Annotated in this window: 19 protein-coding genes and 2 tRNA genes; 3 read left to right on the forward strand and 18 right to left on the reverse strand. The window is 70.7% G+C overall.

Going from position 1 to position 22,903, the window contains the following annotated elements:
• Positions 1-214 precede the first annotated feature (214 nt).
• The 14 genes from H180DRAFT_RS16325 to H180DRAFT_RS16385 all read right to left on the reverse strand — a co-directional run bounded on the left by H180DRAFT_RS16325 (position 215) and on the right by H180DRAFT_RS16385 (position 13,683).
• A complete protein-coding gene (locus H180DRAFT_RS16325) occupies positions 215-1,693 on the reverse strand; it encodes a phytoene desaturase family protein (protein WP_055486886.1) in 1,479 nt (492 codons plus the stop codon).
• The gene (locus H180DRAFT_RS16330) at positions 1,690-3,729 is read right to left on the reverse strand and encodes an ABC transporter ATP-binding protein (protein ID WP_074466836.1); all 2,040 of its coding nucleotides are present in this window, start codon (positions 3,727-3,729) and stop codon (positions 1,690-1,692) included. Before H180DRAFT_RS16330 ends, H180DRAFT_RS16325 begins: the two co-directional genes overlap by 4 nt.
• A gap of 7 nt (positions 3,730-3,736) precedes the next feature.
• Positions 3,737-4,495: a class I SAM-dependent methyltransferase gene (locus H180DRAFT_RS16335; RefSeq protein ID WP_055486813.1), complete on the reverse strand. Its 759-nt coding sequence runs from the start codon at positions 4,493-4,495 to the stop codon at positions 3,737-3,739.
• A gap of 285 nt (positions 4,496-4,780) precedes the next feature.
• On the reverse strand, positions 4,781-5,488 hold the full coding sequence (locus tag H180DRAFT_RS16340) for a hypothetical protein (protein WP_074466837.1): 708 nt from the start codon (positions 5,486-5,488) through the stop codon (positions 4,781-4,783).
• A complete protein-coding gene (locus H180DRAFT_RS16345; protein ID WP_079100153.1) occupies positions 5,485-7,398 on the reverse strand; it encodes an alpha/beta fold hydrolase in 1,914 nt (637 codons plus the stop codon). Before H180DRAFT_RS16345 ends, H180DRAFT_RS16340 begins: the two co-directional genes overlap by 4 nt.
• 312 nt (positions 7,399-7,710) lie before the next feature.
• Positions 7,711-7,890: a hypothetical protein gene (locus H180DRAFT_RS16350; protein ID WP_055486814.1), complete on the reverse strand. Its 180-nt coding sequence runs from the start codon at positions 7,888-7,890 to the stop codon at positions 7,711-7,713.
• Positions 7,891-8,002: 112 nt separating this feature from the next.
• Positions 8,003-8,176 carry a hypothetical protein gene (locus tag H180DRAFT_RS29845; protein WP_175437784.1) on the reverse strand — a complete coding sequence of 58 codons (174 nt, stop codon included), beginning with the start codon at positions 8,174-8,176 and terminating at the stop codon, positions 8,003-8,005.
• A 575-nt stretch (positions 8,177-8,751) separates the two neighbouring features.
• Complete coding sequence (locus tag H180DRAFT_RS16355; protein WP_055486888.1) at positions 8,752-9,348, reverse strand: response regulator transcription factor; 597 nt, start codon at positions 9,346-9,348, stop codon at positions 8,752-8,754.
• Positions 9,349-9,413: 65 nt separating this feature from the next.
• Positions 9,414-10,913 (reverse strand): sensor histidine kinase, encoded by a 1,500-nt coding sequence (locus H180DRAFT_RS16360; RefSeq protein WP_055486815.1) that lies wholly within the window; start codon positions 10,911-10,913, stop codon positions 9,414-9,416.
• Between the two features lie 24 nt (positions 10,914-10,937).
• The gene (locus H180DRAFT_RS16365; RefSeq protein WP_079100154.1) at positions 10,938-11,750 is read right to left on the reverse strand and encodes an ABC transporter permease; all 813 of its coding nucleotides are present in this window, start codon (positions 11,748-11,750) and stop codon (positions 10,938-10,940) included.
• A complete protein-coding gene (locus H180DRAFT_RS16370; protein ID WP_055486816.1) occupies positions 11,747-12,733 on the reverse strand; it encodes an ABC transporter ATP-binding protein in 987 nt (328 codons plus the stop codon). Before H180DRAFT_RS16370 ends, H180DRAFT_RS16365 begins: the two co-directional genes overlap by 4 nt.
• 241 nt (positions 12,734-12,974) lie before the next feature.
• Positions 12,975-13,050: transfer RNA gene (locus H180DRAFT_RS16375), tRNA-Gly, on the reverse strand.
• A 103-nt stretch (positions 13,051-13,153) separates the two neighbouring features.
• A tRNA-Gly gene (locus tag H180DRAFT_RS16380) sits at positions 13,154-13,225 on the reverse strand.
• Between the two features lie 140 nt (positions 13,226-13,365).
• Entirely contained in the window at positions 13,366-13,683 is a 318-nt protein-coding gene (locus H180DRAFT_RS16385) for a histone-like nucleoid-structuring protein Lsr2 (RefSeq protein WP_074466846.1), read from the reverse strand.
• A 382-nt stretch (positions 13,684-14,065) separates the two neighbouring features.
• Between H180DRAFT_RS16385 and purS the strand changes: the two genes are divergently transcribed.
• From purS to purL, 3 genes are read left to right on the forward strand one after another with little or no spacing between them, the layout of a single operon-like run.
• The gene (purS, locus tag H180DRAFT_RS16390) at positions 14,066-14,323 is read left to right on the forward strand and encodes a phosphoribosylformylglycinamidine synthase subunit PurS (RefSeq protein ID WP_055486817.1); all 258 of its coding nucleotides are present in this window, start codon (positions 14,066-14,068) and stop codon (positions 14,321-14,323) included.
• Positions 14,320-15,018, forward strand: coding sequence for a phosphoribosylformylglycinamidine synthase subunit PurQ (gene purQ, locus H180DRAFT_RS16395; protein ID WP_055486818.1), 699 nt, complete (start codon positions 14,320-14,322; stop codon positions 15,016-15,018). The genes purS and purQ overlap by 4 nt, the downstream gene beginning before the upstream one ends.
• Positions 15,015-17,294, forward strand: a complete 2,280-nt coding sequence (purL, locus tag H180DRAFT_RS16400) for a phosphoribosylformylglycinamidine synthase subunit PurL (protein WP_055486819.1) — start codon at positions 15,015-15,017, stop codon at positions 17,292-17,294. Before purQ ends, purL begins: the two co-directional genes overlap by 4 nt.
• Positions 17,295-17,936: 642 nt before the next feature.
• On the opposite strand, the gene H180DRAFT_RS16405 is transcribed toward purL, so the two are convergent.
• The 4 genes from H180DRAFT_RS16405 to H180DRAFT_RS16420 form a co-directional block, all read right to left on the reverse strand.
• A complete protein-coding gene (locus H180DRAFT_RS16405; protein ID WP_055486820.1) occupies positions 17,937-19,466 on the reverse strand; it encodes an arabinosylfuranosidase ArfA in 1,530 nt (509 codons plus the stop codon).
• Between the two features lie 67 nt (positions 19,467-19,533).
• On the reverse strand, positions 19,534-20,424 hold the full coding sequence (locus H180DRAFT_RS16410) for a carbohydrate ABC transporter permease (RefSeq protein ID WP_055486821.1): 891 nt from the start codon (positions 20,422-20,424) through the stop codon (positions 19,534-19,536).
• A 5-nt stretch (positions 20,425-20,429) separates the two neighbouring features.
• Positions 20,430-21,365 (reverse strand): carbohydrate ABC transporter permease, encoded by a 936-nt coding sequence (locus H180DRAFT_RS16415; RefSeq protein WP_055486822.1) that lies wholly within the window; start codon positions 21,363-21,365, stop codon positions 20,430-20,432.
• Positions 21,362-22,696: an ABC transporter substrate-binding protein gene (locus tag H180DRAFT_RS16420; RefSeq protein ID WP_159033580.1), complete on the reverse strand. Its 1,335-nt coding sequence runs from the start codon at positions 22,694-22,696 to the stop codon at positions 21,362-21,364. The genes H180DRAFT_RS16415 and H180DRAFT_RS16420 overlap by 4 nt, the downstream gene beginning before the upstream one ends.
• Positions 22,697-22,903 lie beyond the last annotated feature (207 nt).

The raw sequence follows: 22,903 nt of genomic DNA on the forward strand, positions 1-22,903 counted from the left end.
GAGGCCGGTTCGACCCGGCCGGAAGGATGCGGGAGCGGACGCGGCGCGGCCCGGGCGCGCCCCGGACACGACGCGGGACTCGGACACGACGCGGGACTCGGACACGACGCGGGACGCGGCCACGCAGGGCTCGGACACGTAGGACTCAGGCGCGCGTGCGCCCGGGTTCCGGTCGGGGCTCAGGCGCGCGTGCGTCCGGGGCTCAAGTGGGGGCTCAGGCCCGGGCGCCCGACGCGGCGGGGCCCATGGACGGCGCCAGCGACGGCGCCTCACGCACCCCGAAGCGGTGCCGCAGCGCCGAGAGCGCCGCGAGATGGCCGCACATGCCGTGCACACCGGGCCCGGGCGGCGTCGAGGCGGAGCAGAGGAAGACGCCGGGCAGCGGCGTGCGCCAGGGGTCGAGCCTGGGGACCGGCCGGGCCAGCGACTGGTACAGCGTCATCGCGCCGGACCCGATGTCCCCGCCCACATAGTTGGGGTTGTACGTCTCGTAGTCGCGGGCGGAGACGCCGCGTGCCGCGATCACCGTGTCGCCGAAGCCGGGTGCGTACCTCTCGATGCGTGAGCGCACGAGGGCCACCGGGTCGCGCGGATCGCCGTTCGGCACGTGCGCGTACGCCCACACGGGACGCCTGCCCTTGTGCGCCCGCCCCGGGTCGGTGGCCGCCGGATCCACGAGCAGCACGAACGGCTCGTCGGTGGCCTCCCCCCGCACGGCCAGCCGCTCCTGACGGGCGATCGCGGTGTGGCTGCCGCCCAGATGGACGGTGCCGGCGCGGCCCACGTCCGGGTTGGTCCACGGGACGGGCTCCGAGACGAGGAAGTCGGCCTTCGCCGCGCCCGGCCCGTAGCGGAAACGCCTCAACTGCCGTGCGTAGCGGGCCGGGAGACGGCCGTCGGCGAGAGTGAGCAGCTGGGCCGGAGTCGTGTCGAGCAGGACGGCACGCGCGTGGCCGAGTTCGCGCAGGCTGCTGATGCGCGAGCCGGTGTGGATGCTCCCGCCGTGGGCGCGGATGTCGTCCGCCATGACCCGGGCGATGCGTTCGCTGCCGCCGCGCGGCAGCGGCCACCCGGTCGCGTGGGCGAGGTGCCCCAGCAGCATCGCGACGGCGTCCGCGGAGAGGGACGGCAGCTTGCCCACGGCGTGCGCGGCGACTCCCGTCAGCAGCGCCGGCGCCACGTCCCCGCGGAAGCCGCTCAGCAGCCGCCGGGGCAGCAGCCGCGCCGCGAGCAGCAGCGGTGCGACGGGGTCCGACGGCAGGGAACGCTGGCCGCTCATGATGAAGTCCACCAGGCCCGTGCTGTGTTCGACCAGCGGCTCCATCAACTGCCGCCAGCGCGCGCCGTCCTCGCCCAGGCTCTCGCAGGTGGCGTCCAGGCCCGGGTGGGCGAGGCCGGCGCGTCCGTCGTCCAGAGGGTGCGCATAGCCGATCCGGGGGGCGAGGAGTTCCACGCCGCGCGGGGTGAGGTCGAACTCGCGGAAGAACGGGGAGGCGGCGGCCATGGGGTGGACGGCGGAGCACACGTCGTGCAGGACGTCGCTGTCGAAGTACCGCTCGCCGCGCAGACCGCCGCCGATGGACTCCCCGGCCTCGTGGAGCTCCACGCGCAGGCCCGCCCGCGCGAGCGTCACCGCCGCGGCGAGCCCGTTCGGGCCGGTGCCGACGATCGCCGCGTCGACCGCCTGTGTCACCGCGGCCCGCCGACGGGCGTGCCGTTCGCCACCGGCGTCCCGTTCCGGCTCGCGGTGTCCGCGGACACCGCCGTCCCGGACGGGTCCATGGGCCACGAGGCGGCGGAAGTGGCGGCCTGCAGCTGGGAGTTGGCGAGGCGGTGGTAGAGCGCGTCCCGCTTCATCAGCTCGTCGTGCCGGCCCGTGGCCTGCACACGGCCTTCGTTCATCACCACGATCTTGTCGGCGTCGACGACGGTGGAGATGCGGTGCGCGATCGCGATCACGGCGCAGCGGGCGGAGACCTTGCGCAGCGTCTCGCGGAACTCCCGTTCGGAGTCGGAGTCCAGGTGGGAGGTGGCCTCGTCGAGGAGGAGCACCGCCGGCTTCTGCAGCAGGGCCCGCGCGATGCACAGGCGCTGCCGCTGCCCGCCGGAGAGTCCGCTGCCCTGGTCGCCCAGTTCGGTGTCCAGCCCCTGGGGCAGATCGTCGACGACCTTGGTGAGTCCGGCGAGTTCGATGACTTCGCGGATGTCCTCGTCGCGGGCGTCGGGCTTCGCGTACACGACGTTGTCCCGCACGGTGCCGCGCATGGCCGCGGTGTCCTGCTGCACGTAGCCGACGAGGCCGCGGAGCGTGGCCAGCGGCATGGTCTCGATGTCCTTGCCGCCGACGGTGATGCTTCCGGAGTCGAGAGCGTGGAAACGCTCGATCAGCTGGAAGAGCGTGGTCTTGCCCGCACCGGACGGGCCGACGACCGCGGTCATCCCGCGGGCGGGCACGGAGAAGGTGATGTCGGAGAGGGTCTCGGCCGGCTGCTCGCCGGCGGTCTCGTCCGCCGCTGCGCCGTCGCCGTTCGTGCCGTTCTTCGCGGCCTTCGCCGCGCCTGCGTCCTTGCCGCCGTACGTGAAGTGCACGGAGCGGAATTCGACGGCGTCCTGGTCCTCCGAGAGCGACGCGCTGGACGGCGCCTTCGGCCGGTGCCGCATCCTGTCGAGAACGCCGCCCTCCTGCGGGAGCGTGGTGAGCTCGTCGACCCTCCGGATCGCGGCGCGCCCCTGCTGGAACTGGCCGATGGCCAGGAAGAACAGCACCAGCGGGGAGACCATGTAGAAGAGATACATCACGAAGGCGGTGAGATCCGCCATCGACATCGTCCCCCGGGTCACCCGGGTCATGCCGACACCGACGACGACGGCGAGCGCCGCCTGCGTACCGACGTTCATGGCAGGCATGAACAGCGCGTTGAGTCCGTTGACCCGCACCCCGGAGTTGCGTGCCCGCCAGGCCAGCAGGCCGATGCGGTGCGTCTCACGGTTCTCGGCGCGGGACGCCTTGACCGTGGGCAGCGCCGACAGCGCACGCTGCACGTCCGAGCCGTAGGCGCTGGTGTCCTCGCGGTTGACGACCGCGGCCCTGCGCACGCTGCGTGCCAGCACCAGCGAGACGCCGCTGGCGATGCCCAGGCAGGCCAGCGTGATCAGCATCATCCACACGTCGATCAGGAACATCACGACGACGCCGCCCACGACCGTGAACCCGTTGATTACGAGCTGCGCCAGGCTCTGTGACAGCGCGATCTTCGCGAGCGAGGTGTCGGCGACGGTGCGTGTGAGGACGTCGCCCTGCTGCTGCTTGCTGTAGGCGGCCAAATCCACGTGGAGCAGGCGCCTGGTGAGGAGCATGCGCACGTCGTAGACGACGTTCTCCCCGGCCCGCCCGATCAGGTACGACTGGAGCGCGGAGAACGCGCCGTCCACGCAGAACAGACCCACGAGGATGAGGACCGCCGTGGTGAGCGGCTTGTTCTCCGCCGCCTGTTTGATCAGTTCCCCGATCGCGTACGGCTGTGCGAGCTGCGCCGTCACCCCGACCAGGCCGATGACGATGCCCGCGGCGAGCAGCCCGCGGTGGCGGCGCGCCAGATACCAGACGGCGGCCGGACCGGTCCCGCCCCGCCGTCTGCGCGCGTGAGCCGGGCCCAGGTACTCCGGCGGATCCTCCGCCCGGGGGGCCTCGGTCTCCGTCGTGTCCTTCGCCTCCACGGTGCTGCTCATGCCGGGGTCACCTCGTCGTGTAGGTGCTGACGAACATGGGGGAGTCCTCCGCGTAGGGCGTCTCCTCCCAGTCCGCCCAGCGGTCGACCGGCTTCAGGCCGGCGGCTGCCGCGTACTCGTCCACCTCCTCCGGCGTGGTGAGCCGGGCGAGTTCGGAGCCGACGGAGGACTTGCCGTCCTCGAACCAGATGTGCGAGGCGTGCCAGAGGCTGCGGTCCTCGAAGACGGTGGAGTACGTCAGCAGCCCCGTGTTCGGCTCCGGGTAGGGGATGAAGTACGAGGTGCGCTGCTGCCCCTCGTGGAGGGCCCGCAGGCCGCCCGGGTTCGACGTCTCCACGACGAGGACGCCGCCGGGAGCGAGCCGGTCGGCCGCGTGCTGCATGACGGCCTGCTGGTCGTCGGCTTCGAGGACCATGGAGAGGGTCGCGCAGACGCAGTAGACGAGTTTGTACTTGTTGTCGTCGGTGTACTTGCGGATGTCGCCGTGCACTGCTTCGACGTCGGCGTCCGCGTCTTTCGCCTTGGCCGTCAGCTGCTGAAGCATCTCCGGCGAGGAGTCGACTCCGGTGACGGGAAAGGCCCGTTGGGCCAGCGGTATCGCCACCCGTCCGGTGCCCACGCCCAGTTCCAGGGCGCGTTCACCGGGGCTCGGGTGCAGGGAGGCGAGCTTGCGCACGGTCGGCTCGGTGTAGGCGCCGCTCGGAAAGATCCGGTCGTAGAAGTCTCCGAACTGCCGCCCGTAGCCTATGTCGTCCACAGAGCTCATCAGGGGCCCCCTCTCGGTCTTGTGGTGCGGGTCTTCCGCTGTGCTCCGCCGGGGCTTTCGGGTTCCCCGGCGGCTCGGGTCGTCCGGCTTTGCCGTGTGTTCTCGGCGCCGGGGCGGCTACTTCTTCTTCTTCGAGACGTTCAGCGCGATGGCGGCGACGACGATGATGGCGATGACGAAGATGACGATCGAGCCCATGCTCATGTGCTTCGACCCCTTTCGGAATCAGGTGGTGGTTCACCCGCCGACGCAGGCGCGCAGGCGGACACTTGTGCGTACTGCTGCTCACGCGGGCTGTGCGGGTACCTCCCCGCGTGAGTCATCCCTTATGTGTGATTCGTAGGACGGGCCCCAGCCGGAGGTGTCGCCGGCCGCCGTCTCGTCCGGACCCTTCATCCGGGTGTACGGGGAGACGAAGACGACCTCCGGCTCGGTCTCCTCGTACCCGGTCGCCCGCACGAGCGTGAACTGGAAACCCTTCACGCCCTCCGCGTTGCCGTCCTCACGGATGCGGTGGCGCAGAAAGGCGCAGAGAATCCGGTAGGAGGGGAGCTTCATCATCCCGCTGAAGCCCTTGTCGAGCTGGGTGATGAGTTCGGTGACGATGTCGAAGATGGCCTTCTCGGGGCGGCGGCCCGGGAACCAGAACATCTGCGGGAGCTTGCGGCCGACGATGACCTCCACCATCCGCCAGGGGGAGGTCTCCCCTTCGTGATTCAGCGTCCGGTAGAGGATGTGGTAGTCGTGCTGCGCCGGAGTGGGCGCGAAGAAGCGCCAGTTGGGGAACATGGCCGAGAAGATGTCCAGCTTCTGGGCCTTGTTGAACAGCGGATTGGGATGCTGCGCCGACAGCGTGCCCAGCAGCAGCGCCGCCCCCGCCGCCCGCGTCAGACCGCCCGGCCCGGTGAACGCGGTGGACAGACCGGAGCGGGCCGCGCGCACCAGGGTCCCGGTGAGCGAGCCGGGAGCAGCCGGGGTTCGGGTGCTGGTCATCGTGCCTCCTTGGACTGGTTCCCGTTGGAGCTGTGCCTGCCCCCGGCCCGGCCGCCGTCCGCGTCGTCGCCCTCGACCTCACGCAGGAACTCCAGGATCCGGCGGCCCACTTCCCCGCCGAGGCGCGCGTCGGTGAGCATCGTGTCGTGCTCGGCCGCCTCGATGACGGAGTTGCGGACGATGCGCCCCTCGCCCCGGTGGGCCGCGCCGAGTTCGTTGTGCATCAGCAGCTGTTCGGGGTCGCGGTCGACGGTCCGCTGCGCCGAGAGCACCAGCGCATGCGAGGAGATCGGCGGCAGATCGCCGCTGAACCGGTGGAAGTCGGCCTCGGTGGCGTCCCATTCGCGCAGCCCGGCCCGCCACATCCTGCTGTCCGCGTACTGCGCGAAGGCGCGGCTGCGCACCTCGGTGGGCAGGTCGTGGACCCAGCGCGGACGGACCAGCGTGGCCCCGAGCCCGGCCCGCAGGCTGCCGCTGAACATGCTCAGGCCTTCCTTGAGCCTTTCGGCGGACTCCTTCTGCTGCTTGGAGCGGGACAGCTCGTCCGGGTGCGAGCTGTCGAGGTAGATCACGCCCCGTATGCGGTCGCCGAGTTCGGCCGCCGCCCGCCGGCCGATCTCGCCGCCGAGCGAGTGGCCGACCAGATACACGGGCCGTCCCTTCGCGACGGCGCCCTCGACCAGGTCGACCAGGTCGTCCACCGACTCCTGGAGGGTGAACGGGCCGGCGCAGCGGCGCTTGCTCGGTCCGTAGCCGGCGCGGCTGTAGGTGATGATCCCGTAGTCGCTCTCCTCGACCAGCTTGTCGGTGATCCAGCCGAAGTGCTCCATCGTGGAGATCATGCCGGTGCCGAAGACGAGCACCGGAGAGCTGTCGTCCTCGGAGATCCGCTCGTTGTAGTGGAGTTCGTTGCCGTGGCGGGTGGTGAGCACCCGGCCGTGGGGCCAGGGGTCGGTGGCCCGCATGCGCCGCATCGCCGCGAGGAAGCCGGCGACGGTCACGCCGATCGCCGCCATGGATGCCGTGGCCTTCAGCATCCGGTCGTCGCGCCCCGCCACGGCGGGGTGGCTCCTGGGGGTGCTGGTGTAGGCGACCATCGGGTGCATCGCCTCGAAGGCGGTGATGAAGCGGCCGAGCCCCATGAAGTAGCCGTTGGCCACGTGGAACGCGGCGGCGCTCGCCATGACGGGCCGTGCCAGCATGCCGCCCTTGAGGTACGCCACGGGGAAGAGGCACTCCAGTGCCAGCACGCCGTGAGCGAGGTAACGGGCCGGCACGGGGTAGCGGTTGGTGAGGTTCCACATCCCCTCGTGCCCGTATGTGCGGGTGCGCATGATGCCGTTGAGCGCGGACCCGTCACGCCAGGGCTGCCCCAGCAGCTTCACCCAGCCCGACACCAGGTACGAGAGGTTCGCCTGGAGCGCCACGTACCACAACAGGGCGTCCTGCACGGCGGGTTGTGTCGACAGACGGGCCAGGCCGGCGGCGGTCTGCACGAACGAGGAGACCTGGTCCGATCCGTCGGTGCCGTAGCGGTGGCGCGGATAGAGGGCCGCGTTGCTCAGCCCGAGGAAGATGTTGGCGGCCCCGCGCCAGCGCGCGTTTCCGGGGGCCAGCAGGGCGGCGCTCGCGGCAATGCGTGCGACGTGGAGCGCCCGCGTCGTCCCGGGATTTCCGACTGCGTCCAGAATGCGCCGGGTGGGCCGGGTGGACGAGGCGTGCATTCCGCGCGCGATGGTCCAGTCGTTCAGTCCGCCCTTGCGTATCTGCCGCTGGTGGGTGATGTATTCGAGGCTCGATGTGAGCGACGTCACTGCCGTCAGCCGCTCCGAAATGGCGAGCGCGCGGCCGCGGGAGACCGGAACAGGTCCGAGAAATGTCGAGGTCAGCTTTTTGGCAAGCGATTTCACGTCGGTCTCCTCGGTTCCCGTGTTCCCGAGAGGGGGTGGCGAGTGTGGTCGGAGTGGGGGTGGCGTCTGAATCGCGTCAACGACGGACGGCGTGGTGCGAAGTCGGTTGCTGCGACGAGTGCAAAGAATCAGGAAGGAGCGGGGAAATCATCGGCCAAGACCAATTCGGCCTCTTGAAAGAAATCTTCAGAGGTGATGGTGTGACCCGGTCGGCCGGTGTCAGGACCGGCCGACCGGGCGGAGCCCCGATCTCACAAGGCCCTGCAGAAGGGGGTACTGCGGGGCCGTGCGACTAGCGGGTGCGAGCCGGGATCAGCCCTGGCCCGCCTCGAAGGCCGCAACCGTCGCCGAGGCGATGGCGACGCCGCCGAGGAAGGCGCCGGGGGTGCCCATCACCGGGGTGTAGTCGGTGAAGACGACACCCTCGGTGTCGGCGATGTCGACGGAGGCGAGCTCTGCCGACTCGTTGATCTGCGAAGTCACATCCTTCATGTGCGTACTCCTGTTCTGTTCCGGATCCTCCGGAGTCCCTGGGCCGTGGGCCCGTGGGGGAGGAAGTGGTCGACGGCCGGACCGAGTTGGCCGGCCGGGGTAACGCGCTTGGTCAGCCGACGGCCTTGCCGGCCGCGTACGCGCCGGTCACGACGGCCGCGCCGCCGACGAAGGCGCCCGCGAGCGCGGGGGTGGCGAGAACCGGAGCGGCTTCCTCGGCGATCTCGCCCTCGTGGCCCTCGTGCAGCTGGTCCTGAATCTGCAGATTCAGCTTCTCTTCAAGCATGAGTTTCCTCCGAGCCTGTGGGACATGACTGGCTGTTTTCTCGCGAAAGTGGTCGAAGCCAGGTAGCTCAGGGTGGTCATCGGGCGCGGAGCCCCCGTCGATTGAGCTTTCGGTCGTCACCGCAAACTGCAGCGAAGCGGGTCTAGCGCACGCTTGCCTCCCCGTGAATGCCCAGGTTCGCTTCCGCAGGGATGAAGATGCCAGCACGGAGTGCGCGGCAGAAGGGGAATCCGTGACAGTTTGCTGCAATGCGAAGCGTCAGCTTCATGCCACGCAGGAAAAAGGCCTGGACCATCTGGCAGTCGGTCGAAGCCTGTTTACGGTTTGCCGCTCGGCAAGCTCAAGTAAACCTCAATTGTTGAGAATTGGCACGAGGGTAAGCAGGGGATTGCCAAAGATATCCGCCTCGGGAATGGATGTCCCGTCATGGTGCACCACTGCTGAATGGTCCGAATTCGTCCGCGTGTGAGCCCCGTTGACGTATCGGGGCGCATCCCGGCGCACCGCCGCCCGGCCCCGCACACCGTGGACGCGGGCGAGGAACGCGGGAGCCCGGGCCGGCCCCGGCCCCCGCGTCACAGCCAGCCTCGCTCGCGCGCCATGCGCGCCGCCGCGTGCCTGTTCTCCGCGCCCAGCTTCGCGGTCGCCGCGGAGAGATAGTTCCTCACCGTCCCGGGCGTGAGCGAGACACGCTCCGCGATGTCCGCGACGGGAGCCCCGTTCGACGCGAGGCCCAGCAGCTGGGTCTCGCGGGCCGTCAGCGGCGAGTCGCCGGTGCTGATGGCGTCCGCCGCCAACTCCGGGTCCACGTAGCGGCTTCCGCCGTGCACGGCCCGGATGATCTCCGCGAGTTGCTGCGCGGAAGCCGTCTTCGGCACGAAGCCCCGCACGCCCGCCGCGAGCGCGCGCTTGAGATGGCCGGGACGGGCGTGGCTCGTCACGATCATCGTCCGGCACCCGGGCAGCTCGTCGCGCAGCTGCGTCGCGACCTGGACACCGTCGGCGCCGGGCATCTGGAGATCCAGCACGGCCACGTCCGGGGTGTGCGCGCGGGCCATGGCGACCGCCTCGGGCCCGGAGGCGGCCTCCGCGACGATCGTGAGGTCCTCCTCCAGGGCGAGGAGCGCGGTCAGGGCGCCGCGGATCAGATGCTCGTCGTCGGCGAGCAGCACGCGGATGCCGCCGTCCGGGCCGCCGTCCGGGCCCCCGCCGTCGTTGCCCCCGTCTCGCCCGCCGCTCACTCCGCCATGTCCTTCCCGTACGTGCCGGTGCCGGGGCCGGTGCCGGTGCCGTGGGTGCCGTTGCCGGTGCCGCAAGTGCCGGTGGAGCCGGCCCGGTCCGGGCCTGCCGGGCCCGTGACGGTCCCTGCCCGCGCCCCGTCCCGGTCCGCTGTCCCGTCTCCGCCGGGCCCGTCCCGGCCCCCGGTTCCGCTCCCGCCGTCGGCCCCGTCCCAGGCCGCGTCCCCGGCCCCGTCCTCGCCGTCGGTCCCGTTCCCGGCCGCCAGCGGGACCTCGGCCGTCAGCCGGAATGTACCGCGCTCGCCGTCACCTGCCACGCGCAGCGTGCCCCCGACCCCGTCGAGACGTTCCCGCAGGCCCGCGAGCCCCGAGCCCGCACGCCCGCCGGGCGGCCGGCCGCGCGTGCCGTCGTTCTCCATCACCAGCAGGGCGCTGCCGCCCGCCGGGTCCGTGCCCACCCACACGGTGCACCATGTCGCGTCCGCGTGCCGCAGCACGTTCGTCGCCCCCTCCCGCACGACCCAGCCGAGGGCGGCCTGGACCGGGCCCGGAATCAGTGAACCGCCGTTGTCCGTACGGCAGTCGACGCCGGCGGCGCGCAGAATCCCGCGGGCGCCCGCGAGTTCGGTGGAAAGGTCGGCCTCGCGATAGCCGCGGACCACCGCCCGCACCTCCGACTGCGACTCCCGGGCGATGCGCTGCACCTCGGTCATCTGCTCGACGGAGGCCCGGGCGTCGGACCCGCGCTGCGCCAGCTGGGCCGCCAGTTCGCTCTTGAGCGCGATGGCCGACAGGTTCCGCCCCATCACGTCGTGCAGGTCGCGGCTGAAGCGCAGCCGCTCCTCGGCGACGGCCAGCCTCGCCTGCACACCGCGGGCCTCCTCCAGTTCCCTGATGACGGCGATGTACCAGGCGGAGGAGCGGCCGGTGAAGACGGACAGAATGCCGCCGAGGCCCCCCACGGTGAGGGCCGCGAGCACGCCCGCCCCCGGCAGTCCCGCCGCCGCGAGCGCGGCGGCCACGGCGGCGAGGTAGCCGCACAGCGCCAGCGCCGCCGTCCTCCTCGGCACAGCCACACCGAAGGTGACGGCGAACGGCGCCAGCGTCCCGTGCAGCCCGAGGCCCACGTTCAGTCCGCCCTCGACCGCCCCGATCGCGACGAGCGCGACCGTCAGCGCGGTGGTCGCACCCACCAGAGCCGCCGGCGCCGCGAGCCGGGCACCGGTGACGCTGCTCGTGCCCAGATAGCTGTCGACGGCCTGGTGCAGCAGGCCCGTGCACAGCAGGCACTGCACCAGGCCCAGCGCGAGGACGGTCCAGGCGAGGGTGAGGGGAAGAGCACCGGGGCCCGCCTCCGGTACGAGCTGCACGACGAAGCCGACGAGCGTGAGCCAGGCGTACGCGACGAGCATCCACCGCGTGGACGCCTCCACCTGTTCGTGGCTGCTGCGCTCCTGCCAGCGGCGGTACTTCGGGGCGACCCCCCACCAGCCGATCACGTGCCCGTGCTCCTCATCATCCCTCTAGCGTCGCGGCTCCCAGCGGAACCAGCGCCGCACGGCCACGGTCCCGAGGACGATCCACGCCACCAGGACCGTCAGCGCCTTCACCGTGTCCATGCCGCTGAGCGTGCCGACCCAGCCGTTGCGTACGAGCTCCATCGTCGGTGACACCGGCAGCAGTGAACACACATTGGCCAGCGCATCCGGCATGACATCCAGCGGGACCACCACTCCGGATCCGACGAAGGAGACCGCCATGAAGGGGAATGTGGTGATCTGCGAGGCTTCCGTGGTTCGCGTGAACGCGGCGGACACCGCCGCCAGCAGCACCATCAGCACCAGCCCCAGCAGCAGCCCGGCCGCGACGAGCTCCGGCCGCTCCGGCGGCGCCAGGTCCAGCAGGACCGCGCCCCCGCCGAGCAGCAGAAGGCACTGCCCCAGCGCCAGTACGAGTGACGGCAGCGCGCTGCCCGTGAGGATCTCGCCGTCGCTCGCCTCACCGGTGCGCAGCCGTTTGAGCACCAGCTCCTCCCGCCGCGTGACGTAGATGCCCGTCAGGTTGGCGTAGACGGCGAAGACGAGCACATAGCCGATCGATCCCGGGATCAGCACTGTCCCCATCGACAGTCCGGTGCCCTTGAGACTCATGCCGCTGATGGTCTGGCGCATCAGGACCGTCAGCAGGACCGGGGTCGCGAGCGCGACGAAGAGCATCGCCTTGTTGCGCATGAGGAGGGTCAGTTCGGCCCGCCCGAGGGAGCGCAGCCTGCGCCAGACCGCCGAAGTGTCCATCGTCCCCGGCGCCTTCACCGTGGCGGCGTCCGTGCTGCTCATACGCGCTCCACCTCCATGTCACCGGCTGCCGTACCGGCGCCGTGCTTGCCGCCTTCCGCGGCCCGGCCGTCCTCGTCCGTCTCGTCGGGCAGTTGCGCGATCTCCAGGAACACCTCTTCGAGGGTCGCGGTGCGGGCGTGCAGCCCGGGCAGTTCGACCCCTGTCTGCCGCGCCCACAGCAGCAGATCGGTCAGCGCCGCCTGGAGATGCGGCGTACGGATCTCCACGCGCCGGTCCCGCAGCGTGGCCGGGGGCAGCGACGGCGGCAGATGCTGCGGCGAGAGCCCGTCCGGCAGCGTGAAGCGGATGCTGGACGGCCGCTCCGCGACGACCTGTTCGGGGGTGCCGGCGGTGACGACGCGTCCCGCGCGCATGATGGCCAGCCGGTCGGCCAGCTCCTCGGCCTCCTCCAGGTAGTGCGTGGTGAGCAGCACTGTCGTGCCGGCCCTGCGCAGCTCGCGCACCAACTCCCAGGTGTCCCGGCGCCCTTCGGGGTCCATGCCGGTGGTCGGCTCGTCCAGGAAGAGCACTTCCGGGTGTCCGACCAGCGCCATCGCCAGGTCCAGGCGCCTTCGTTCACCGCCGGAGAGCTGCTTCACGCGGACGTTCGAGCGCCGGTCGGAGAGCCCGACCTGGGCCAGCACCTCGCCGATCGGTCGGGCGTCGCTGGTGCAGCCGGCCCACATCCGTATGGTCTCGGTGACCGTGAGCTCGGAGGGGAAGCCGCCCTCCTGGAGCATCACGCCGCTGCGGGGCCGCACCGCGGCGCGCTCCGAGTACGGGTCGAAGCCGAGCACCTTCACGGTGCCGCCGCTGGGCCGTGCCAGGCCCTCCAGCAGCTCGACCGTGGAGGTCTTGCCCGCTCCGTTCGTGCCCAGCAGCGCGAAGATCTCGCCCTCCCGTACGGAGAACGAGACACCGCGCACGGCTTCGAAGCCCTTCGCATATCGCCGTTTGAGTCCATCGACCTCGATCGCATCCATGCACTCAGTCTTCCGCGGGGATCGGCGGTCACCTGGTGCGTGCTGTCACGAGTGCGTATGACGAACCTCATGCGCGGGCAGGGAGGTCCGCACACCCGGGGTGCACGCGTGGGAAGGAGGTCCGCGAACGCAGAAGCAGAAGCAATTGCGGTCCGGAAACGGAACGAGCCCCGGTCCGAAGACCGGGGCTCTCTCATTCGTGAATCGTCGATCCGGTGGAACCGGAAGATCCCGATGAGCCTGGAGCGGACGACGAGGCTCGAACTCGCGACCTCAACCTTGGCAAGGTTGCGCTCTACCAACTGAGCTACGTCCGCCTGCTTCCACCCTGCTTTCTTTCCCGGCTTCCCGGGAGGTCCTGCTGAGTGGTGCGCCCCCACTGTACCTGATCGTTACCGATACCGGTCCTGCGAGAACGAGAGCGGGTGACAGGAATCGCACACTGCGCCTCCCCCTTGGAAAGGGGGCGCTCTACTACTGAGCTACACCCGCGCGCTCCGTGAGGTTTCCCTCGCGGCGACGGGCCCGACTCTAGCGGATCAACCGGGGTCCGTGGCAAGTCGGGCCGCCCGGCCCGCGGTACGGGTGCGCCGCGCGCACCGCATACGTGCCGCGGGGGCCGGGCGCGGAGGTCAACGGGAGGCGTTGAAGGCGTCGTAGACCTTCTTCGGGATGCGGCCGCGGGCGGGCACCTCGAAGCCGTTGGACTCGGCCCAGGCGCGCACGGCGCGCGGGTCGGGGGCGACGGAGGTGCGGTGGTAGGCCTTGCCGGACTTGGCCCGCTTGCGGCCGGCTTCGACGAAGCGCGCCAGGTCCTCGCGCAGCTTCTTCGCGTTCTCGATGTTGAGATCCACCTCGTACGACTTCCCGTCGAGCCCGAAGGAGACCGTTTCCGATGCTTCTCCGCCGTCAAGATCGTCGGAGAGGGTGACCACTACACGTTGTGCCACGGATATCGGACCTTCCATCAGGTTCGCGAATCGGATCACGGGATTCCCGCGCTGACGTGGGAGGACCAGGGGGAGGTGCGAGTGATCCGCATGATTGAGGTGGGACATTTCTTTTGTACAGCTGCGGACTTTGCAATGTGAAGCGAGAGTATTTCGACTCGCGTGTCAGACCGCAATCGGGACCATACTTTTTTCACGGCATTTTTCCCAGAGCTCCGGGCGGTGCCGGTGCCGTGGGGCGGGGGTGGAAAGCGGGTGCGGTGAGTACCCGGCGAAGATATCCACGCGCGTAGATTCTCGTGGCCGGTAGGCTGGCCGGGCGCGTCGCTTCGCTGGCAGCACGCACCAACGCTCAGCAAAACCACCATCACCGGGAGTACCTGTGGCTCGCGTCGTAGTCGACGTCATGCTGAAGCCGGAGATCCTCGACCCGCAGGGACAGGCGGTGCAGCGAGCACTGCCGCGTCTCGGCTTCGAGGGCATCGAGGGCGTACGCCAGGGCAAGCGCTTCGAACTGGAGGTGGCGGAGCCCGTCACCGACGAGGCGCTGGCCCGTGTCCACGAACTGGCGGGGACGTTCCTCGCGAACACAGTGATCGAGAACTACACGGTGCGCGTCGAAGAGGGGGCCGCTGCGTGACCGGCGGTTCCGGCGCGCGCCTCGGACGCATCGGCGTCGTCACCTTCCCCGGGTCCCTCGACGACAGCGACGCCCGCCGCGCCGTGCGGCTCGCGGGCGGCGAGCCCGTCGAACTGTGGCACCGCGACAAGGACCTGCGTCAGGTCGACGCGGTCGTGCTGCCGGGCGGCTTCTCCTACGGGGACTACCTGCGCTGCGGCGCCATCGCCCGCTTCTCGCCCGTCATGGAGCCGCTGCTGGAGCAGGCACGCGCCGGCATGCCGGTGCTCGGCATCTGCAACGGGTTCCAGGTGCTGTGCGAGTCGCATCTGCTTCCCGGTGCGCTCACCCGCAACGACCACCTGCACTTCGTCTGCCGCGACCAGAAGCTGCGCGTCGAGCGCGCGGACACCGTCTGGACGTCGGACTACGCCGAAGGCCAGGAGATCACCGTCCCGTTGAAGAACGGCGAGGGCGGCTACGTCGCCGACGAGCGCACCCTGGACGCGCTGGAGGCCGAGGGCCGTGTCGTCTTCCGGTACCTGAACGGCAACCCCAACGGCTCCCGCCGCGACATCGCGGGCATCTCCAACGAGGCCGGGAACGTGGTCGGTCTCATGCCGCACCCCGAGCACGCCGTCGAGACCCTCACCGGGCCGACGACCGACGGGCTGGGCTTCTTCACCTCGGTACTCAAGAGGCTGGTCACCGCATGACTCCGTCCACGCAGCCCGCACACCGCACGGCCCTCGACACCGTCAAGCACGCCACCGACACCCCCGGCACCGAGCAGCCGTGGGCCGAACTCGGCCTCAAACAGGACGAGTACGAGCGCATCCGCGAGATCCTCGGCCGGCGCCCCACCGGGGCCGAGCTGGCCATGTACTCGGTGATGTGGTCGGAGCACTGCTCGTACAAGAGCAGCAAGGTGCACCTGAAGCAGTTCGGCGAGAAGGCCCCCGAGAGTGACGCGATGCTCGTGGGCATCGGCGAGAACGCCGGCGTCGTCGACATCGGCCAGAACTACGCCGTCACCTTCAAGGTCGAGTCGCACAACCACCCCAGCTACGTCGAGCCCTACCAGGGAGCGGCCACCGGCATCGGCGGCATCGTCCGCGACATCCTGGCGATGGGCGCCCGTCCCGTGGCCGTGATGGACCCGCTGCGCTTCGGCGCCGCGGACCACCCCGACACCAGGCGCGTCCTGCCCGGCGTCGTAGCGGGCGTCGGCGGCTACGGAAACTGCCTGGGGCTGCCCAACATCGGCGGCGAGGTGGTCTTTGACCCCTGCTACCAGGGAAACCCGCTGGTCAACGCCTTGTGCGTGGGTGTGATGAAGCACGAGGACATCCACCTCGCGCAGGCCTCCGGCACCGGCAACAAGGTCATCCTCTACGGCGCGCGCACCGGCGGCGACGGCATCGGCGGCGTCTCGGTGCTCGCCTCGGAGACCTTCGAGGAGGAGGGGCCCGCCAAGCGGCCCGCCGTCCAGGTCGGGGACCCGTTCCAGGAGAAGCTGCTCATCGAGTGCACCCTGGAGATCTTCAAGGAGAAGCTGGTCGCCGGCATCCAGGACCTGGGCGGCGCCGGGCTGTCCTGCGCCACCTCCGAGCTGGCCAGCGCCGGCAGCGGCGGCATGCGCGTCGAGCTGGACACCGTCCCGCTGCGCGACTCCTCACTCTCGCCCGAGGAGATCCTCATGAGCGAGTCGCAGGAGCGGATGTGCGCGGTGGTGGAGCCGGACAAGGTGGACCGTTTCCTGGAGATCTGCGAGAAGTGGGACGTCATCGCCACGGTCATCGGCGAGGTCACACCGGGTGAACGGCTGGAGATCTACTGGCACGGTGAGCAGATCGTCGATGTGCCGCCGCGCACCGTCGCTCACGAAGGCCCCGTCTACCAGCGGCCGTTCGAGCGCCCACCCTGGCAGGACGAACTTCAGGCCGACGACGCGGCCGCGCTGCCCCGCCCCGCCACGGGCGACGAACTGCGGGCCGCCGCACTGGCGTTGGTCTCCTCCCCCAACCAGGCCGCCAAGTCCTGGATCACGGACCAGTACGACCGCTACGTGCTCGGCAACACCGTCCTGGCGCAGCCGGAGGACGGAGGCATGATCCGCGTCGACGACACCACGGGTCTCGGCGTCGCGGTCGCCACCGACGGCAACGGCCGCTACGCCAAGCTCGACCCTTACGCGGGCGCCCAGCTTGCACTGGCCGAGTCGTACCGCAACGTCGCGGCCACCGGCGCACGCCCCCTGGCGGTCACCGACTGCCTCAACTTCGGCTCGCCGGAGGACCCTTCGGCCATGTGGCAGTTCGCCGAGGCGTGCCGCGGGCTCGCCGACGCCTGCCGGGAGCTGGGCACTCCGGTGACCGGCGGCAACGTCTCCCTCTACAACCAGACGGGCGACGCCGCGATCCACCCGACGCCCGTCGTGGGCGTCCTCGGCGTCATCGACGACGTGACCCGCCGTACGCCGATCGCGTTCGCGGAGGAGGGACAGCTGCTCTATCTCCTCGGCGAGACGCGGGAGGAGTTCGGCGGCTCCGCCTGGTCCCAGGTCGCACACGGGCACCTGGGCGGGCTCCCGCCGGCCGTCGACCTGGAACGGGAGCGGCTGCTCGCCGAGATCCTCATCGCCGCCTCCCGTGACGGGATGATCGACGCCGCGCACGACCTGAGCGACGGCGGACTGATCCAGGCGCTCACCGAGTCCTGCCTGAAGGGCGGCAACGGTGCGCGCGTGGTCGTGCCGGACGGGATCTCGCCGTTCGCCTTCCTCTTCTCCGAGTCGCAGGGACGCGCGCTGGTCGCGGTCCCGCGCAGCGAAGAGGTCCGCTTCAACGACATGTGCGGGGCGCGGGGACTTCCGGCCGCGCGGATCGGTGTCGTGGACGGCGAAGAGGTCGAGATCCAGGGCCAGTTCAGCGTGTCGCTGCGTGAGCTGCGCGAAGCGCACGAGGGCACGCTGCCGGCGCTGTTCGGCTGACCGGCTCCGGTTCGCGGTCGCTGCGGCGCGCGTGCGCGGGAACAGCGCCGCCTCCGCCGCGACGGGATGTGGGCGCGCGGCGCGGTGGACCGTCTCCGGCGGCGTGGCGACTGCCGGTCCGCCGACCCCCGCGGGGCGGGCCCCGGAGCGCGTGTTCGGCGTTGCGGGTAACGGGCGTTCCCGGTGGGCGAGTTGGCCGCATCGAGGTGGGTTCGGCGCCGCCGGGCCCGCGCCGCGGAGCGTCCCGCCGTCCCGCCGTCCCGCCGTCGCGCCGTCGCGCCGTCGTGGCGGGATGTGGGCGCGCGGCGCGGCGGCCGACGCCTGCGGCGCGGGCGGCGCCTGCGGCGCCCGAGCCGGGAGTCCGCGCCTGCGGCGCGAGGCGCGATGGGGAGTCCGCGTGCCGGGGTCGGACCGCTCCGGCTCCCGCCGGGCCGACGCCTGCGGCGCGAGCTGGTTCCCGCCGTCGCGGCGGGATGTGGGGCGCGCGGCGCGGCGCGGTTCCGGCGCCGGGAGCTCGCGCGCCGACGCTTTCGGTGCGCCGCGTCCCGCGGTCGCTACGCCGCCGGCGCCAGCCACGCCCCTCCGCCGCCACCCCTCCGGCGCCAGCCGCGCCCCTCCGGCGCCAGCCGCGTCCCGCCGTCGCTACGCCTCCGGCGCCAGCCGGATCAGGCTCCAGGAGACCGGCGGCAGCACCGCCTCCAGTTCGCCCTCCGCGCTCACCGCCGTCTCCCTCACGGGGCGTGGCGTGACGCGTTCCGGTTCGGCCTGTGTGTTGACCGCGTCCGGGTCGTGGTCGGCGATCATCAGGTGCTCGATGACGCGGTACTGCTTGCCCGGAGCGCGCAGCGCCGCCCGCAGTCCGAGGTGCTGCTCCTGGTCGCGGTTGACGGCCAGCACGGTCAGCTCGCCGGTCTCCTCGTCCAGCGTCGCGGCCGTGTCGATCGCGGAGACGGCCCCGTACCGCGGCGTCTCGACGACGGGTCCGGACACCTCGGTCCGCAGCACGGTGCCCCGGGCGTACCGGGCCGTCAGCGCGAAGGGGTGGAAGGTGGTCTGCCGCCAACTGGGGCCACCCGGCTCGCTGCGGATGGGCCCGATGACGTTGACGAGCTGCGCGAGGCAGGCGACCGGGACCCGGTCGGCGTGGCGCAGGAGTGTCATCAGCAGCGAGCCGACGACGGCCGCGTCCGTGACGCTGTACGTGTCCTCGATGAGGCGCGGCTGCTCCTCCAGCGGCAGTGCGCGTTCGCCGGGGAAGCGGGACTGGTACCAGACGTTCCACTCGTCGAAGGAGAGCATCATCCGCTTCTTCGAGCGGCGTACGGCGCGCACGTGGTCGGCGGTGGCGATGATGTCGGAGATGTAGGCGTCCATCTCGGCGCCGCTGGCGAGGAAGCTGGCGCGGTCGCCGTCGGTCTCCTCGTAGTAGGCGTGCAGGGAGAGGTAGTCGACCTCGTCGTACGTCTCGTGGAGGACCTGCCGCTCCCATTCGCCGAACGTGGGCATCCGCGCGTTCGAACTGCCGCACGCCACAAGCTCGATGGACGGGTCGACCTGATGCATCGCCTTGCCGGCGGTGGCCGCGAGGCGCCCGTACTCCGTGGCCGTCTTGTGGCCGGTCTGCCAGGGGCCGTCCATCTCGTTGCCCAGGCACCACAGCTTCACGCCGTGCGGTTCGCGTACGCCGTTCTTCACCCGCAGGTCCGACCAGGCGGTGCCGCCGGGGATGTTGCAGTACTCGACGAGGGCGCGGGCCGCGTCGATGCCGCGGGTGCCGAGGTTGACGGCCATCATCGGCTCGAGGCCCTGGCGGCGGGTCCAGCCGAGGAATTCGTCGGTGCCGACCTGGTTCGACTCCAGGCTCCTCCAGGCCAGGTCGAGGCGGCGCGGACGCTCCTCGGCCGGGCCGATGCCGTCCTCCCACCGGTAGCCGGAGACGAAGTTGCCGCCGGGGTAGCGGACGAGGCCCGTGCCGAGCTCGTTCACGAGTCCGGCCACGTCGCCGCGGAAACCGTGTTCGTCGGCGGTCTCGTGCTCCGGTTCGTAGATGCCCGTGTAGACGCAGCGGCCCATGTGCTCGACGAAGGTCCCGTACACACGGGGGTCCACGGTTCCGAGGGTGAAATCGGGGTCGATGGTGATGCGGGCGGTGCCGTCGGGCTGTTCGGTCATGCGGTGGGTGCCTCTCTCGGTGCTGTTCCTGGTCCGGGCTCGCTCATGAACGGGCGCTGTGCCGCTGTCACTTCAGGCCGGTGCCTGCGATTCCTTCGACGATCCGCCGCTGGAAGAAGAGGAAGACGGTCAGCAGCGGCAGGGCACCGAGCACCGCCGAGGCCATCAGCTGGGCCTGCGGCAGCCCGAAGGCGTCCTGTACGGAGTTGAGGCCGACGGGGAGCGTCATCATCTGCGGGTCCGTGACGGCCAGCAGCGGCCAGAGGAAGTTGTTCCAGGACCACACGAAGACGAAGATCGTCACGGCGGAGATGGCGGGACGGGCCAGCGGCATCACGATCTGCCAGTAGATCCGCAGCCAGCTCGCGCCGTCCGCGCGCGCCGCGTCGGTCAGTTCGACGGGAATGCCGTCGAAGAACTGCTTGAAGACGAACACGGAGACGACGTTGGGGACCTGCGGCAGGACCACGGCCCAGTACGTGTTGAGCATCCCCGTGGCCTGGAGCGTCAGGAACTGCGGAATCATCAGCAGCTGCGGCGGGATCATGACGCCGGCGAGGATGACCAGGAAGACCGGCCGCCGGTAGCGGAACTTCAGCCGGGACAGCGCGAAGGCGGCCAGGGACGTGGTGCACACCGCGAGCACCGTCGTCAGCGTCGAGGTGATGAAGCTGTTCAGGTACCAGTACTGGATGCGCCCGGCCGACAGCAGCTCCTCGTACGAGGAGAGCGTCGGGTTGTCCGACAGCCACGAAGTCGGGTCCGTTGCGACGTCGTTGGGCGACCGCAGGGACGTGGCCACAGCCCACGCGATGGGCACCAGCCACAGCAGCGCGAGAGCGATCAGCACGCCCAGCGTCACGCGGCTGAACAGCCGCTCCGCATCGGTGCGCCGGCGGCGGGGCCCGGACGGTGCCGCTTCCGTGCTGCGGGGCGCTGCCGGTGTGAGGGTCGTCATCGTGCTCAGACCTCCTTCTCGGTGCGCCGGATCAGCGCGAACCAGACGAGCGAGATCAGCAGGATGATGACGAAGAGCAGCAGCGCGACCGTCGAGGCGTAGCCGGCACGTCCGTCGGTGAAGCCGGTCTGGAAGATGTACAGCAGCGACGGCCGGGTGGCGTCGTCAGGGCCGCCGTTCGTCATCATGTAGATCTGGTCGAAGACCTTGAGCGATGCGACGAGTTGGAGCACCGCGACGAGCGTGGTCGCACGACCCAGCATCGGGACGACCACCAGCCGGATGCGCTGCCACGGCCCGGCGCCGTCGATCGCGGCGGCCTCGTGCACGTCCCGCGGGATCTCCTGGAGCGCGGCCAGGTAGATGACGAAGTTGAAGCCGATCGTCCACCAGATCGTCGCGGCGGCTATGGAGATCATCGCCCAGTCCGGGTCGCCCAGCCAGGAGGGCGCCTGCACGCCGAACCAGGTGACCACGTTCTGCGCCAGCCCGATCTCGTCCGCGTAGATCCACATGAACAGCAGCGCGATCACGGAGGAGGGCAGCATGAACGGGGCGAAGAACGCCAGCCTGAAGAACCACTTGCCGCGCGAGAACCGGTCCGTCATGAGGGCCAGCGCCAGCGAGAAAACGATCAGTGGCACCGTCGTGAGCACGGTGAACCAGAGCGTGTGGCCGAGGCTGGACCAGAACTCCGCGGATGTGAGGGCCTCCGCGTAGTTCGCCGTCCCGACCCACTCACCGGGTCCGTCCTTGACGAGGCTGTCGTTGAAGAAGCCGGCGACCGCCGTGTAGAGGAGCGGGCCCAGGAGGAACAGGACGTAGAACACGCCGAATGGGAGCAGCATCCCGGATGCCGTCCACCGCCCGCCCCCGGTCCCGCGTCCGGACGCGGGCACGCCCGCCCCGGCGCCCGGGTGCACGCTCGTGCCCGCGCTCATACGGGTGCCTCCGTTGCTGCCAGGTCCTTCACGGCCGCCAGCATGCGTGCCGCGCCGGGGCCCGGACGGGTGTGGCCGCCCACGACGGAGGCGACGACGTCGCCGAAGCGCCGGTAGAGGTTGCTGTCGGCGCCGGAGTACCAGGCGGCCGGGTCGTAGGCCGCCCCGTCCGCCGCGTCGGCGTAGTGCGCCTGCGGCACCAGCTCGTGGTACGCGCCGGAGTCCGCCGTCGGCTGCCAGGCCGGTATGTGGCCGCCCTTGGCCCAGTCGAGGCTCGCCTCCAGCATGGAGTGGGTGAAGTCCAGTGCCTTGTCCGCCCGTTGGGCCTTCTCGGACGGGGCCTTCGGCAGGATGAAGGCGTGCGAGTCGGCGGCGCACGCGTACGGCGCGTCGCGGAAGATCCGCGGGAAGGTGCGGATGTCGAACTTGTCCTTCACCGCGCCCTGTACGGCCAGGAGCTGCCACTCCCCGTCCATGAGGAACCCGGCCTTGCCCGAGGTGAGCAGTGTGATCGCGCCGCCGTCGCCGTCCGCGCCGGGTGGGATGAGCTTCTCGGCAGACATGCGCCGGATGTAGGCGAGGGCTTCCCCGGCCGCTCCCACGTCCATGACGACCTTCCGGCCGCCGTCGGTGACCAGGTCCGCACCGAGCTGCCGGTAGAGGGACCAGAACAGCCGCCAGCAGGTCGCGGGGTCCTTGACGGTGGCGATGGAGCCGCCCCAGACGCCGGTGACCTCCTTGGCGGCCCGCATCGCGTCGAGGAACTTGTCGGGTCCGTCGACGTCCGTCAACTTGCCCTTGCCGTCGAGCAGTCCGGCCTTCTTCGCGACGTCGGTGCGGTAGTAGAGCACGAAGGGGTGGGTGTCCAGCGGCAGCGCGTAGAGCTTGCCGTCGTGGTGCGCCGACTTGAGGGCGGCCTTGGCGAACCGGTCCGGCCGCAGCCCGTTCTCCTCCAGCTCGGAGCGGGATATCTCCCGCAGCAGCCCGGAGGCGGCGAGCGTCGGCAGCCGTGAGACGTGGGTGATGGCGACCTGCGGGGGGCGGCTGCCGAGCGTCGCCAGGGTGAGCTTCGTGTAGTACGGGGCGCCCCAGACCAGCGTGGTCGACTTGAGGTCGACGTCGGGGTTGGCCTTGCGGTAGCCGCTCTGCATGGTCACCAGCTGGGCGCCGTCACCACCGGTGAAGGGATGCCAGAAGTTGAGCAGCGACGGCGGGCCCGCGGAGCCCGTGAACGCCTGCCCCACCGGAGTGCCGCACCCCGCGAGCGCCCCGGCGGCCGTGAGGGAGCCCACGGTGCCGAGGAACCTCCTCCTGCCCTGCACACGCACCACGTCCGTCCATTCGACGTTGAGAGCCGCGGGAGACGAACGGCCGGGAACCGCCCGTCGGGACCAGCCCCGGCCAAGCGGCCGGACCCAGCGGAAATCCGCTGTTCCAACGTTGTACGCAGGGCGTAATCTGACGTCAACACGTCCGACGGATCTTTCCGTCCGGACATACGGGGCCGGCGGGAGCAAGGGCGGGCACACCAGCCCGTA

It is taken from the genome of Streptomyces sp. WMMB 322 (assembly GCF_900090145.1).
Taxonomy (GTDB): Bacteria; Actinomycetota; Actinomycetes; order Streptomycetales; family Streptomycetaceae; genus Streptomyces.

Excerpts from the sequence above, each read along its gene's own strand:
- H180DRAFT_RS16365 (WP_079100154.1), bottom strand. The coding sequence starts at position 11,750 with ATGAGCAGCACGGACGCCGCCACGGTGAAGGCGCCGGGGACGATGGAC.
- purL (WP_055486819.1), top strand. The coding sequence starts at position 15,015 with ATGACTCCGTCCACGCAGCCCGCACACCGCACGGCCCTCGACACCGTC.
- H180DRAFT_RS16335 (WP_055486813.1), bottom strand. The coding sequence starts at position 4,495 with ATGAGCTCTGTGGACGACATAGGCTACGGGCGGCAGTTCGGAGACTTC.
- H180DRAFT_RS16415 (WP_055486822.1), bottom strand. The coding sequence starts at position 21,365 with ATGAGCGCGGGCACGAGCGTGCACCCGGGCGCCGGGGCGGGCGTGCCC.
- H180DRAFT_RS16370 (WP_055486816.1), bottom strand. The coding sequence starts at position 12,733 with ATGGATGCGATCGAGGTCGATGGACTCAAACGGCGATATGCGAAGGGC.
- H180DRAFT_RS16350 (WP_055486814.1), bottom strand. The coding sequence starts at position 7,890 with ATGAAGGATGTGACTTCGCAGATCAACGAGTCGGCAGAGCTCGCCTCC.
- H180DRAFT_RS16410 (WP_055486821.1), bottom strand. The coding sequence starts at position 20,424 with ATGACGACCCTCACACCGGCAGCGCCCCGCAGCACGGAAGCGGCACCG.
- H180DRAFT_RS16340 (WP_074466837.1), bottom strand. The coding sequence starts at position 5,488 with ATGACCAGCACCCGAACCCCGGCTGCTCCCGGCTCGCTCACCGGGACC.
- H180DRAFT_RS16330 (WP_074466836.1), bottom strand. The coding sequence starts at position 3,729 with ATGAGCAGCACCGTGGAGGCGAAGGACACGACGGAGACCGAGGCCCCC.
- H180DRAFT_RS16405 (WP_055486820.1), bottom strand. The coding sequence starts at position 19,466 with ATGACCGAACAGCCCGACGGCACCGCCCGCATCACCATCGACCCCGAT.
- H180DRAFT_RS29845 (WP_175437784.1), bottom strand. The coding sequence starts at position 8,176 with ATGCTTGAAGAGAAGCTGAATCTGCAGATTCAGGACCAGCTGCACGAG.